Here is a 12804-nt window from a genome sequence, read left to right as displayed (position 1 = left end):
CGGTGGTCGCCGCTTCAACAACCCACCGCCCTCACCGGATCAGCGACGCTCGATGCTGAAACCGCTGTCGTGCAACGCAGCGGTCCACCGATCCCGGTCGAACCACTTGGTGATGTCCGGGGACATGGCAGTGATCTGCTTCATCCGGTCGTCCCAGTCGTGACCGGAAGGACCACGGCTGCCCTCGCAGCCCTCGCAACCGTCCTCACCGTGGATGTGACCGGCCATCCACGCGTTCACGGCAACGTTGATGATCACTGCGTACAGGTCCCCGCCGGTCTGCACGAGCGAGTCCGGAACGCCGGCCAACACCAAGGCCAACTCTGGATTGTTGACCGGCGGCATCGGCGCCACGCCCACGCCGGCGCTCTCGCTGGACGCCTCGAACTCCTTCTGCTGCTCAGCGAGGGATTTGGCCAGCTCTGCCGCGTCGAAGTACCGCCATGCGGAGCGTTGTTGGACGCCCAGCTGGGTGGCGACCCTGCTCATGTTGGCCTCGATGGTGTCCTCGACGGTCCCGGGCCGCATTGTCACCCCGAGGCGGGCGAGCTCGGCCAGCGTCTGCGCGACCGCATCCCTGAAAGCTTTGGTGTTCCTCACGGAAACAGACTACGGGGCCGAGCCGCGCCCCCACGCCCAAGCCGCCTGTTCCGGCGACCTGAGCGGACACTGCTCCGAGGAGCTCTTCACGCTGGAGACCTTCGAGTGCCTGAGCCCGGGGAGGAACCGTGGAGGACACTCTCGGAAACGGATGCGGTCCCTGATCCGTCATGGCCACAAGGGCCCTGCCCTGGGCCTCGTTTGGATGGTGAGGGCCCTGCCCGATGCAGAGCCATTCTCGTGATGCCTCACTTCCACGGCCACGGCTGTGTACTGTCGCCCAGGCCCAGGACGTCGCAGATGGTCTGGGAGACCTCCCGGGCACCAGGCGTGCCGGACTTGGGCTGCTTGTACAGGCTCCAGAGCGACATGCCGCCGGCGCCTCGGTCCTTGACCTCATTGGCCAGGTCCTTGACCTCGGGCAGTGACAGTACGTGAGCATCAGGTGATCCCTCCGGCGGCCACGCGTCGGGTGCGATCCCGACGCCCAGCAGGATGGGCCCCTTGAAGTAGTGCTGGTAGGCGGCCAGAGCCTCTTTCGGGTTGTACGCGGTGCCGGCGTCATAGGCTTGGATGTTCAGCCGGGTGATCGAAGAGGCCGCGTCCGAGCGCAGCAGAGCCAGTGAGGCTCCGGTGTAGGGAGACAGCGGCTGGGAGTCGGCCCACGCTCCCTCGCCGTAGGCACCCACGTGCGCAACGGCGACCGAGAGAGTCGATCCTGAGGGCAGTCCCTTGGCGAGCTGCTTCACGATCGAGATGGACTCCTCATCTGTTGCGCACACCATTCCGCTACTGGATCGCGTGCACCCCGGGTTCGATGGTTCGTAGCAGACCTCGACGCCGTCGAGGCCGAAGTCGCTGACGAAGTCGGCGATCGCGGACACGTTGAGCGCGTACCAGCCCGTGTAGGTTGCGCCGCCGATGCCGACGAGCACCTCGACGCCGGGGTTGCGCTCGCGCAGCAGAGACAACGCGTCACGCAGCACGGTCTCCTCGCAGGAAAACTGGAGGCCGGTCCCACGCAACGAATAGGACCCGCGGGTGTATTGCGCGTCAGGCTGCATGAAGCTCAAAACGATGGTGCCGATGTACGACGGAGACTTGGCCAGATCCAACTGCGCTGGGTCAGGAGCCCACGGCTGGGACCAGGAATCGAGGTAGACGGAGTAGCGATACGCCGCGCGCGCAGCCCCGCTCTCCTCGGCCGCTGCGCGACGATCGGAGGCCAGAGCGGGAACATGCGGCAGACCTGCGGCAGCCGCACCGGCGATCACAGCGGCAAGGGCGGTACGTCGGGATACGAATCGACTCATATGCCCATGATGATCAGACGGGCTCTGGCATTCCCCTTGATCACTGCGAGGGTCACCCAGATGGCGGACCAGTGCCGCACGTCGAGTGCAGTTCCAGTGGGCATCCAAGAGCCGGAGCCCCCCAGCACTCACTCAGCTCAGGAGCTGGCAGCCTGCCCTGCGCGATCGAGGAGGCTATTCCGAGAGTTGCAACATCCGACTCCACCATTACTGGCCACGCCATTGACTTACCCCTTGCCGCCACGGTTGCCCCGTGCCGGACGGAACGGCGCGACGACCGGGTCGCAAGGGGACCGGACGGTCCACACGACTCGGCACCTCGGGGAGAGCACCGCACCGCATGAAGATCACCCTCCTGCTGCACAACGCGTACGCCATCGGCGGCACCGTCCGCACCACCTTCAACCTCGCCGCCGCGCTCGCCGACCGGCACGACGTCGAGATCGTCTCGATGCTGCGGCACCGCGAGGTCCCGCGGTTCACCCCGGATCCCCGGGTGCGGCTGGTGCCGCTGGTGGACACCCGCGTCGGCAGCGAGGACATGGCCGATCCCCTCTTCGGCGAGCCCGCGCAGGACTTCCCGCTCGCCGAGAAGCGCCACCACCAGTACAACCGGCTGGTCGACGTGCGCGCCGCGGAGTTCCTGCGGGCCACGGAAGCGGACGTGCTGATCGGCACCCGGCCCGGCATCAACGTCTACCTGGCCCGCTTCGGCCCCCGCCGGGCCCTGCGGATCGCCCAGGAGCACCTGCGGCACGACGCCCACGGCAAGCGGCTGCGCGCCGAACTCGCCCGCCACTACAGCTCACTGGACGCCCTGGTCACCACAACCGAGGCGGACGCCGCCGTCTACCGGGCCCGGATGCCGCTGCCGGGGGTACGGGTCCTGGCGGTGCCCAACATCGTGCCCGCGCCGGACGGGCCGCCGTCCGAGGGCACCGCGAAGGTGATCGCGGCGGCCGGCCGGCTGGTCCGCGGCAAGCGCTTCGACCTGCTGATCGAGGCCTTCTCGGCGGTCGCCGCCAAGCACCCCGACTGGCGCTTGCGGATACACGGCGGCGGCGCCGAGCGGGAGCGGCTCCAGGGGCTGATCGACGGCCTCGGGCTGCGCCGGCAGGCGGAGCTGACCGGGCCGCGCTCGCCGATAGAGGCGGAGTTCGCCAAGGCCTCGATCGTCGCCTCGGCCTCGGACGCCGAGTCGTTCGGCATGACCCTCGTCGAGGCGATGCGCTGCGGGGTGCCGGTGGTCAGCACCGACTGCCCGCTGGGCCCCGCCGAGATCATCGACAGCGGCAGGGACGGGCTGCTGGTGCCGCGCGGGGACGGCCAGGCGCTGGCCGGCGCCCTGCTGGAACTCATCGAGGCCCCCGAGCGCCGCCGCGAGATGGCCGACGCCGCGCGGCACAGCGCGCACCGCTACGACCCGCAGCCGATCGCCGAGCGCTATGAACACCTGTTCCAGGAGCTGCACTCGACGCGCACCGGCCGGGCCCGGCAGCGGGCCCTGGGACGCCTGCGCAACCGGGTGCGGCGGCTGCTGCGACGGGCCCTGCGCCGCTGAGACCACCCGGTGGCGAACGGCGGACCGGCGCACCCGGCCCGTCATGGTGCGCCGTCAGTTCCGCTCTTCCGCACGGAATTTCCCGACCACGATCTGGCGCCTTGCGGTATCGACATGCTGAACTGCTGGAAACTGCTGGAACGAAACCGAATCGCACGGACGACGGAAACGCCGTATCCCGGCCACACCGCATTGCGGTAACACGGCAGTTCGGGATCGCAGCGGATCCTGATCACGGCGGCGGCAGCGGACGAGAACACCGGAACACACGCGTGCCGGGGCACAACGGCGCACAAAGGCAGGAACTCCACCACACGTCGCAACACGGTTGCCGCTTCGAGCAGTTGACGCTTCGAATCCGCAGGTCCGATCGGCAGGAGGCCGTTCATGCTGCACGGTGTCGATGTCAGCTCCTACAACTCCTCATATTCCACCGAGGGGTTGGACTTCGTATTCGTCAAGGCCACCGAAGGCCGTTCCTACATCAATCCGCACCAGTCCGCACAGGCGTCCCAGGCCCGTAAGGCGGGCTGTGTGGTCGGTTTCTACCACTTCCTGTGGCCGGGAAATATCGCCGCCCAGGCGAAATACTTCGTCGAAAAGTGCGCCTCGGTCCAGGGTGATCTTCTGGCCTGCGACTGGGAGCTGACCGGCGACGGGACGTACGCCAACAATGCGCAGAAGGACCAGTTCCTGGCCGAGGTGAAGCGGCTGCGCCCCACCCACCGCGTGCTGCTCTACTGCAACCGCGAATTCTGGCTCCACCGCGACACCACGTCCTACGCGGCCGACGGCCTGTGGATCGCCGACTACGTCTCCGCCGGACACCCGCGGATCAAGGCGGCGTGGCGCATCCACCAGTACACCGATTCCCCGCTGGACAAGGACGTCGCGAACTTCGCGAGCAAGGCCGCCCTCAAGAAGTGGGCGCACCCGGCATAAGGTTTTCCTACCGGCACGCCCCTTCGCGCCCCCCCCGGGAGGCGCACGCACGCGGCTCACGCACGCTGCGTACGCCTCGCGGAACAGCGCGTCACACGGGAGCGGGCCACCACGACCGTGCGTCACGACAACGGCATGACGCACACGACAGACAGAGGAGCAGCCGTGACCGACCCGGCGTCCCAGGCCCTGCAGCAGGAGATCGCCCGGGATCTCCAGGTGACCGCGTCCTTCGACGCCGAGCAGGAGATCGAGCGCCGGGTGGCCTTCCTCACCGCCCGGCTGACCTCCACGGGGCTGCGCGCCCTGGTCCTGGGGATCAGCGGCGGCGTCGACTCCACGACCACCGGGCGGCTCTGCCAGCTCGCCGTGGAGCGGGCCCGCGCCGCCGGGCACCAGGCCACCTTCTACGCGATGCGGCTGCCGTACGGCGTCCAGGCGGACGAGAAGGACGCCCGGCGGGCGCTGGAGTTCATCCGCGCCGACCGGGAGCTGACCGTCGACGTCCGCCCGGCGAGCGACGCGGCGCTGGCGGCCGCGGTGGACGGCGGGCTGGTCTTCCGCGACGCCCACCACCAGGACTTCGTGCACGGCAACATCAAGGCCCGCCAGCGCATGATCGCGCAGTACGCGGTCGCCGGTGCCCATGACGGCCTGGTCGTGGGCACCGACCACGCGGCCGAGGCGGTCTCCGGCTTCTTCACGAAGTTCGGTGACGGCGCGGCCGACGTGGTGCCGCTCACCGGTCTGACCAAGCGCCGGGTACGCGCCGTCGCGGCGGCGCTGGGCGCCCCGGCGGAGCTGGTCCACAAGGTGCCGACCGCCGATCTGGAGACGCTCGACCCGGGCAAGCCGGACGAGGACGCGCTCGGCGTGAGCTACGACCGGATCGACGACTTCCTGGAGGGCCGGGCGGTCGACGACGAGGCCGCCGGGGCCATCGTCCGCCGCTACCGGCTCACCGCGCACAAGCGCGCGCTGCCGATCGCACCGTGAGATGCCGGCGGCGGGGGAGGAGGCACTGAGGGGCGCCGTCGCCCCGCCCCGCCCCCACCCGTCATGCCCTGGCCAGGGGACCGTCACCGTGTCGGTGCTAAACCGTGGGCCGGAGCGGGCATGCATGCGGCCATGGGAAGCCGCGAAGTGCGATCGGAAGATCAACTGTCAGTGGGGCCGCCTACGCTCCGGGGCATGGGTGACGCAAACCTGCGCGAACTCCAGAGCGCACTGACCACCGCCTCCGACCTGGCCTCGGCCCTGCAGTGCGCGCCGAACCGGCGCGACGCCGACCAACTCGTGCACGTCCTGCGGCAGGCGCTGGCCGCCGCCGGCTCGCTGGGCGCGGAGACCGGCCCGACCGGCTGCGCCCTGCACCCGCACGGCGCGGTCGACCCGCTGTACGGCGACCCCGAAGACCCCTTGCCCCCGGGCTACGGCAAGTGCCTGCTGTGCAACGACCGCCGGCGCCGGGCCGACGCCCACCCCCTGCACGCCCGCCCGCACGCCCGGCTCCCCCCGCGCTGGCGGCACCGGCTGAACGCCTGAGCGACCACCGGCGACCACCGGCGGGCCCCGGCCCGGCCCGCCGGACTACCATCCGCGCATGCGACCTGCCAGATACAGCGATGAGGACCTCGAGCAGCACTCCCTGCGGCGGCGGGTGCCCGACGACGGGCAGCGCTCCGGGTTCGAGCACGACGTCGACCGGATCCTGTACTCCACGCAGTGGCGGGCGCTGGCCGGCAAGAGCCAGGTGGTGGCGAGCGCCGAGCTGGGCGCGTACCACACCCGGCTGACGCACTCCATGAAGGTGGCGCAGCTCGGCCGGCGGATGGCGGAGCGGCTGGAGCGGCAGTACGGCGGCCCGAACCCGGCGCTCGTCGAGGCGGCGTGCATGGCCCACGACATCGGCCATCCGCCCTTCGGGCACGCCGGTGAGCTGGCGCTGCGCGCCACGATGGACGAACTGCACCGCGCCGACGGCGTGCTGGACAGCTTCGAGGGCAACGCCCAGACCCTGCGGGTGCTGACCTTCCTCGCCGCCCACAAGTACCCGGGCCACCGCGGGCTGCACCTGACCCGCGCCTGCCTGGACGCCTCCACCAAGTACCCCTGGGAGCGCGCGCCGGCCGACCGGGATCCGGCGCGCCATGTGAAGTGGGGGGTCTACGTCGCCGACCGGGAGGCGTTCTCCTGGGTGCGGGCCGGCCGTACGGACACCGCCGTACCGGTCGAGGAGCAGGTCATGGACTGGGCGGACGACGTCACCTACGCCTGTCACGACGTCGAGGACTTCTACCGCACGGGCCTGATCCCGCTGGCCGCGCTGTTCCCGCCGGACGGCGCCGCGAGCGCCGAGACCGAGCGGGAGACGCTGCGCTTCCTGGACTATGTGCAGGCCAAGCGGGCCCGCGCGGGCGAGGCGTTCGACCGGGACGCGGCGCTGGTGATGATGGCGGACATCGGCAAGCGGCTGGCGGTGCCCGCGCCGTACAGCGGCAGCCACGAGGACGCGGTCGCGGTCAACCGCCGCACCGCCGATCTGATCTCGTACTTCACCCGCGGGATCGAGCTGGAGGTGGGCGGCGCGGCGGCGATCCGCTACGGGGCGCGGCTGCTGATCCCGGCGGAGCGGCGGGCCGCCTGCGATCTGCTCAAGGAGCTGGTGTGGTGCTACGTCATCGACCGCCCCGCCCTGGCCACCCAGCAGCACGGCAAGCGGCGGGTGGTCGGCGAGCTGCTGCGCTGGAGCCATGACGCCCCCGAGCTGCTGCCGCCGGACCGCGCGGAGGAGCTGGCGCTCCACGGCGACCTGCTGCGGGCGGCCGCGGACCATGTCGCCTCGCTGACCGAGGATCAGGCCCTGGCGCTGCACCGCCGGCTGTCCGGCACGGGCCTGGGGTCGGTCAACGACAACGTGTGGCTGTGAGAGCGCGGCGGCCGGGGCCGGTGCCACCGTGCGGCGGCCCGGCCCGGCGGCCGCGCGGCGGCTAGTCGGCGCCGCCCTCCCGCTGCCCGGCCCCGCTCCGCGGCCGCTCCGCCCCGTCCCGCGGCGGCGGCTGCTTCTCCGGCCGCAGTGCGATCCGGCCCAGCACCACCGCGACGATCAGTGCGGCCACCGCGACCAGCGCGTAGTCCGGTACGGCGTTCCCGAGCCGCCGGGCCCATTCCTCGACCCGGAACTCGGCGTCCGCGTCGAGGATCCCGGGCAGCGCGCTGGTCCCGTTGAAGCGCAGGAACAGCACGCCGATGCCGATGAAGAACACCCCGGACAGCAGCGAGGTGGTGTGCAGCCGCAGCCTGCCGAGGGTGAACTCGCGGCCCCGCAGCCAGCCCCGGGTGCCGAGCTTGCAGCGGTCCCACAGCAGGGCCAGCACGAACAGCGGCAGGGCCATGCCCAGTGCGTAGACGGCGAGCATCGAGGCGCCGTACACCGGTGAGCCGCTGACCGCGGTGACGGTCAGCACCGCGCCGAGGATCGGCCCCGCGCAGAAGCCGGCCAGGCCGTAGACGCAGCCGAGCAGGAACGTGGAGACGGCGGAGCGCGGGGTGATCCGCGCGGCCGCGGCCTGCGCGCGGCGGGAGGCGAAGCCCAGACCGAGGATCTGGGCCAGGCCCAGGGCGATGACGATCCAGCCGCCGAGGGCGATCAGCAGCTCCCGGTGCCCGTTGAACAGCCGGCTGGCCGCCGTGGAGGCCGCGCCGAGCGGCACCAGCGTCGTGGCCAGTCCCAGGTAGAACACTCCGGTGCGGGCCACCAGCCGGCCGGGGGTCGAGAGGGAGTAGGCGAAGAACGCCGGCAACAGCAGGGCGCTGCACGGGCTGAGCAGGGCCAGCGCCCCGCCCAGGAACGCCGCGAGATAGCCGATGTCGCTCACTTGGCGGCCCCCTTGTCCGCGGGCCGGTCCTTGGCCGCCCGTGCGGCCTCGTCGACGGCCTGGGAGAAGACCGCGAGGGGCTGGGCGCCGGCCACCGGCCGGCCGTTGACCAGGAAGGACGGGGTGGACTGCACGCCCAGCTGGTAGCCCTCGTCCTGATCCTTCTTCAGCGCCTTGTCGGCGTCCGCGCTCTTCATGTCCGCGCGGAACCGGTCGATGTCCTTGACGCCGCTGTCGCGGGCCAGGCCGACGAGCTTGTCCTCGGCGAGCGCCGCGCCCTTGCGGGTCTTGGCGTACAGCTGGTCGTGCAGCTGCCAGAACCTGCCCTGCTGCCCCGCGGCCCAGGAGGCGCGGGCGGCCCGCTCGGAGTCGGCGCCGAAGACGGTGAAGTTGCGGAACTCGATGCGCAGGGTGCCCTCGTCGACATACTTCTTGATCAGCTCGGGCTGGGTCTCACGGGTGAAGCGGCCGCAGAACGAGCACTGGTAGTCGGCGTACTCGACCAGCACCACCGGGGCGTCCTTCTTGCCGACGGCCAGCGGGTCGCCGTCCTCGCGGCGGGTGGTCCGCCGGGCGAGGTCGTCGAACATCTTCTGCTGGGCCGGGTCCTCCTTGGCCTCGGGCGAGGAGGAGGCGCCGGACGCGGCCCCGGACGCGGCGTCGCCGCCGGACGCGGTGGACTTGGCGATGACGACGCCGATGGCGATCACGGCGACGACGAGTGCGAGGACCGCGCCGACGGCGGCCAGTTTGCGGGTGCGGGAAGCGGATGTGGGCATGCGGAAGCTCCAGACGTACGGAGGGGGAATTCAGACCGGGTGCGTCGGGGCGGCGGCCTATATCCGCAGTACGGGCAGGAGCGAGGTGTCGTCGACGGCGGGGGCGGCGTCCGTCGGTGGCCGGGCGAGCGCGTGCTGTGCCGGCAGGTCGGCGGCGCGCGGTCCCGCGCCGGCGGTGGCGGGGGCGAGCGGCTCCCCGCGGTGCGGCGCGGGCAGCGGGGCGGACTCGTCGGTCCCCGGGGCGTGGCGGTTGGAGCAGCGCTTGGGCGTGGTGGCGACGGGGAGCGGCGCGTGGTCGTCGAGCCGCGGGCCGCCGTGGGCGGCGGCCCGCCGCGGTGCGCCGCCGGCGTCCGCCGGGCGCGCGGAGACGGGCCCCACGCCGGCGTGGGCACCGGCGTCGGCGTGAGCTAGGGAGCCGGCCGCGTCGGCCGCCACCAGGCCCGTGCGCCAGTGCGCCGCGGCCGTCGCCGCGCGGCCCGCCAGCCAGGCCTGGTCGCCGCCGATCCGGCACAGCATCGGCCCGAAAGTGACGGCGAGCAGGAGCAGCAGCGTCAGCGCGGCCGACCGGCGCACAGCGCGCATGTTCCTTCCCCTTCGTCCCGGCGTGAGCATGAACGACCCATCCTACGGATCGTGCGCGCGCGGGCGGCGCACCGGCCGGGCCGCGGGACACCTCGTGGTCCGGGCGGGGGAACGGCCGGCCGTCAGCGGTCGGCGATCCGCACCTCGAACCAGGTCGTCTTGCCGCGGGGCAGCAGATCCACGCCCCAGCGGTCGGAGAGGGTGTCGACGAGGAAGAGCCCGCGGCCGCTGAGGTCCATCTCCTGGACCGGCATGAGGCACGGCAGCCCGCGGGAGGGGTCACGGACCTCGATGCGGATCCAGCCGCGGCGGCGCAGCATCCGCAGCCCGAAGGTGCGGGCGCCGGTGTGGCGCACGGCGTTGCCGACGAGTTCGGAGACGAGCAGGACGGCGTGCTCGGCGAGCTGGGGCGTCAGGGACCACTGCCTGAGGAGCACGGCGGCGGTCAGCCGCCGGGCGATCCCGGCGGATTGCGGGCGGGAGGGCAGCCGGACCTCGCCGAGGGTGGGTTCGGCGGCCGGGTCGAGTGCGGTGGACAACGGTCCGCGGGGCAGCGGCACCGGTTCCCCCTCGCTCCCGGGCATGCCCCGGTCTGCGGCGGCGGGATCGTTCCGCGGCCGCGGCTGCTCCATTTCTTCGAGGCCCGCCATGCCCCCATCATGGCCGCTGTCCGGCGCCGACGGGGGTGGAACCGACGGAATCCGCTGTCCGGAATCGTGGGTTCCATCCCCCCGGGGCGACATATGCCAACGGCAGTTAAGGTTCCGGCAGGCCCGGCTGACCTGCGAGGACATCGGACGTCCGGGCGAACGGCCCGATGCGCCAACAAGGTTGCCTTAAGGCGCAATTAAGTTTTCCGTCATTCGCCCACACGGGGCATGACGCACCGGGCAAACCTCAGCCACCTCGCCAACATCAGCCGTTTCAGCGGAACTTGGCCTTCCCGGGCCCTTCCTCGACGAAGCTGCGCATGCCGGTCTCGCGGTCCTCGGTCGCGAACAGCCCCGCGAACCAGGTGCGTTCGATGGCCAGCCCGGTGTCGATGTCCGTCTCCAGGCCCGCGTCGACGGACTCCTTCGCGGCCCGCAGGGCCAGCGCCGGACCGGCTGCCAGCCGCACCGCCCAGGCGTGCGCCTGCTCGTAGACCTCCGCGGCCGGCACCACCCGGTCGACCAGGCCGAGCGTGAGCGCCTCGTCGGCCTTCACCTGACGGCCGGTGAAGATCAGGTCCTTGGCCTTGGACGGGCCCACCAGCCGCGCCAGCCGCTGGGTGCCGCCGGCTCCGGGGATCAGGCCCAGCAGGATCTCCGGCTGGCCGAGCTTGGCGTTGTCGGCGGCGATCCGGAAGTCGGCGCAGAGCGCCAGCTCACAGCCGCCGCCCAGGGCGTAGCCGGTGAGCGCGGCGACCACCGGCTTGGGGATCCGGGCCACGGCGGTGAACGCGTCCTGCAGGGCCTTGGACCGGACGACCATGGCCGCGTGGTCCATGGCCTGCATCTCCTTGATGTCCGCGCCGGCGGCGAACACCTTCTCGCCGCCCCACAGGACGACGGCGCGCACGTCGTCGCGACGGGTGACCTCCTCGGCCAGCTCGCGCAGCCGGTCCTGGGTGGCGATGTCCAGGGCGTTCATGGGCGGACGGTCCAGGCGGATGGTGCCGACGCCGTCGGCGACCTCGAGATTCACAGTCATACCGGAAGGTTAGTACGCGTTAACGCACGCGGACCCGGTGCACTCGGTCACAGTGCACCGGGTCCGTCCGCCGCTGCCGTCCTACCGGCCGGCCTTCCACTTCTCCCAGGAGAGGTTCCAGTCACTGAAGCCGTTGTCCGGCTGGATCGTCTCGTCGTGCGAGTTCTTGACGACGACCACGTCGCCGATGACGGAGTTGCGGAAGAACCAGGCCGCCGGGGTGGAGCCGTCACCGCCGCCGCGCTGGTCGAAGAGGCCCACGCAGCCGTGGCTGGCGTTGCGGGTGCCGAAGGTGGCCCGGCCCGACCAGTAGTTGCCGTGGATGAAGGTGCCGGAGTCGCTCAGCCGCATGGCGTGCGGCACGTCCTTGATGTCGTACTCGCCGCCGAAGCCCACGGTGTCGCCGTTCATCCGCGTCACGAGGTGCTTCTCGCTGATGACCATCTTGCCGTTGTACGTCTCGGTGCCCGGTCCGCCCGAGGTGATCGGGATGGTCTTGATCTTCTTGCCGTCGCGGACCACGGTCATCTGCTTGGAGCCGGCGTCGACCGTGCTCACCTGGCTGCGCCCGACGGTGAAGGAGACCTCCTTGGCCTGGGTGCCGTAGACACCGGGGCGGCCCTCGACGCCGTTGAGGTTCAGCTTGAGGGTGACCTTGGTGCCGGGCGCCCAGTACTTCTCGGGGCGGAAGTCGAGCCGGTCGTTGCCGAACCAGTGGCCCTCGATCGGGACCGAGGGCTTCGCACTGACCTCGATGGCGTCCTCGACGGCCCGGGGGTCGGTGATGCCGCGGGTGAAGCGGAGCGAGACCGGCATGCCGACGCCGACCTGCTGGCCGTCCTCCGGGCTGTACCGGCCGATGAAGGTGTTCTTCGGGACGAGGGTGGTGAAGCGGGAGTGCTCGGCGGCCTCCTTGCCCCGGCCGTCCACCGCTATGGCGTCGACCTTGTACTCCGTCGACGCGCCCAGGTGGCCGCTCGGCTGCCACAGGGCGCCGTTGGCCGCCGTCCTGCCCTCGACCTCGTTGCCCTTGGCGTCCTTGACCGTGACGGACTTGAGCTTGCCGTTGCGGGCGGTCACCTTCAGGGCGCCGCTCGTGGCGACGCCGTCCGCGCCGTCCTTGGGCGCTATCGTCACGGCGGCCTGCGAGGCGGCCTTGTCCCCGTCGGCCTTGCCGGCCGCCGCCCCCTCGTCGCCGTCGCCCCCGCAGGCGGTGACCAGCAGCAGCAGCGCGCCGAGCAGCAGCGCGAGCGGGCCTCCCCCCTTGTGCGGCAACCGACGCCGGCGAGCCGGCACCCCCGAATGCGGCTGGACGTTCACGACTGGCCCCTTTTCCCCTCGCACGGCCCGCGGTCCCCCGCACGCGGATGCGCACAGCCGCGTGCTTGGCGTTAGATAACCACACCGCAGTGACAGTGAACTCCCCGCGGAGGTCACCGTTCAGTCCCAAGTGCGGG

Annotated in this window: 14 protein-coding genes; 5 read left to right on the top strand and 9 right to left on the bottom strand. The window is 71.6% G+C overall.

All coding sequences use genetic code 11. The features are described from left to right. Positions 1-39 precede the first annotated feature (39 nt). Positions 40-600 (bottom strand): hypothetical protein, encoded by a 561-nt coding sequence (locus ACQP17_RS25360; RefSeq protein WP_433858342.1) that lies wholly within the window; start codon positions 598-600, stop codon positions 40-42. Positions 601-848: 248 nt separating this feature from the next. Then, entirely contained in the window at positions 849-1913 is a 1065-nt protein-coding gene (locus ACQP17_RS25355; RefSeq protein WP_433858341.1) for a hypothetical protein, read from the bottom strand. Between the two features lie 340 nt (positions 1914-2253). Here ACQP17_RS25355 and ACQP17_RS25350 point away from each other — a divergent pair, with 340 nt between their 5' ends. Then, positions 2254-3474, top strand: a complete 1221-nt coding sequence (locus tag ACQP17_RS25350; RefSeq protein WP_433858340.1) for a glycosyltransferase family 4 protein — start codon at positions 2254-2256, stop codon at positions 3472-3474. Between the two features lie 41 nt (positions 3475-3515). Here ACQP17_RS25350 and ACQP17_RS25345 read toward each other — a convergent pair whose 3' ends face one another. Beyond that, complete coding sequence (locus ACQP17_RS25345; protein ID WP_433858339.1) at positions 3516-3863, bottom strand: hypothetical protein; 348 nt, start codon at positions 3861-3863, stop codon at positions 3516-3518. On the opposite strand from ACQP17_RS25345, the gene ACQP17_RS25340 reads away from it, so the two are divergent. From ACQP17_RS25340 to dgt, 4 genes are all read left to right on the top strand, one after another. Further along, the gene (locus ACQP17_RS25340; protein ID WP_433858338.1) at positions 3862-4416 is read left to right on the top strand and encodes a GH25 family lysozyme; all 555 of its coding nucleotides are present in this window, start codon (positions 3862-3864) and stop codon (positions 4414-4416) included. The two genes, ACQP17_RS25345 and ACQP17_RS25340, sit on opposite strands and share 2 nt — an antisense overlap. Positions 4417-4581: 165 nt before the next feature. Next, positions 4582-5412 (top strand): ammonia-dependent NAD(+) synthetase, encoded by an 831-nt coding sequence (gene nadE, locus ACQP17_RS25335; protein ID WP_433858337.1) that lies wholly within the window; start codon positions 4582-4584, stop codon positions 5410-5412. A gap of 195 nt (positions 5413-5607) precedes the next feature. Next, on the top strand, positions 5608-5961 hold the full coding sequence (locus tag ACQP17_RS25330) for a hypothetical protein (protein WP_433858336.1): 354 nt from the start codon (positions 5608-5610) through the stop codon (positions 5959-5961). A gap of 58 nt (positions 5962-6019) precedes the next feature. Next, a complete protein-coding gene (gene dgt / locus ACQP17_RS25325; RefSeq protein WP_433858335.1) occupies positions 6020-7345 on the top strand; it encodes a dGTP triphosphohydrolase in 1326 nt (441 codons plus the stop codon). Between the two features lie 61 nt (positions 7346-7406). On the opposite strand, the gene ACQP17_RS25320 is transcribed toward dgt, so the two are convergent. The 6 genes from ACQP17_RS25320 to ACQP17_RS25295 all read right to left on the bottom strand — a co-directional run bounded on the left by ACQP17_RS25320 (position 7407) and on the right by ACQP17_RS25295 (position 12667). After that, positions 7407-8294: a cytochrome c biogenesis CcdA family protein gene (locus ACQP17_RS25320; RefSeq protein ID WP_433858334.1), complete on the bottom strand. Its 888-nt coding sequence runs from the start codon at positions 8292-8294 to the stop codon at positions 7407-7409. Continuing rightward, positions 8291-9073, bottom strand: a complete 783-nt coding sequence (locus ACQP17_RS25315) for a DsbA family protein (protein ID WP_433858333.1) — start codon at positions 9071-9073, stop codon at positions 8291-8293. Before ACQP17_RS25315 ends, ACQP17_RS25320 begins: the two co-directional genes overlap by 4 nt. A gap of 57 nt (positions 9074-9130) precedes the next feature. After that, positions 9131-9655, bottom strand: coding sequence for a hypothetical protein (locus tag ACQP17_RS25310; RefSeq protein WP_433858332.1), 525 nt, complete (start codon positions 9653-9655; stop codon positions 9131-9133). A gap of 122 nt (positions 9656-9777) precedes the next feature. Beyond that, a complete protein-coding gene (locus ACQP17_RS25305) occupies positions 9778-10305 on the bottom strand; it encodes an ATP-binding protein (protein WP_433858331.1) in 528 nt (175 codons plus the stop codon). A 274-nt stretch (positions 10306-10579) separates the two neighbouring features. Further along, entirely contained in the window at positions 10580-11347 is a 768-nt protein-coding gene (locus ACQP17_RS25300) for an enoyl-CoA hydratase/isomerase family protein (protein WP_433858330.1), read from the bottom strand. A gap of 81 nt (positions 11348-11428) precedes the next feature. Next, positions 11429-12667, bottom strand: coding sequence for a L,D-transpeptidase (locus ACQP17_RS25295; RefSeq protein WP_433858329.1), 1239 nt, complete (start codon positions 12665-12667; stop codon positions 11429-11431). Positions 12668-12804 lie beyond the last annotated feature (137 nt).

This window comes from Streptomyces kronopolitis (assembly GCF_050953795.1).
GTDB lineage: Bacteria > Actinomycetota > Actinomycetes > Streptomycetales > Streptomycetaceae > Streptomyces > Streptomyces kronopolitis_A.
This window is presented reverse-complemented; position numbering and strand designations above follow the sequence as displayed.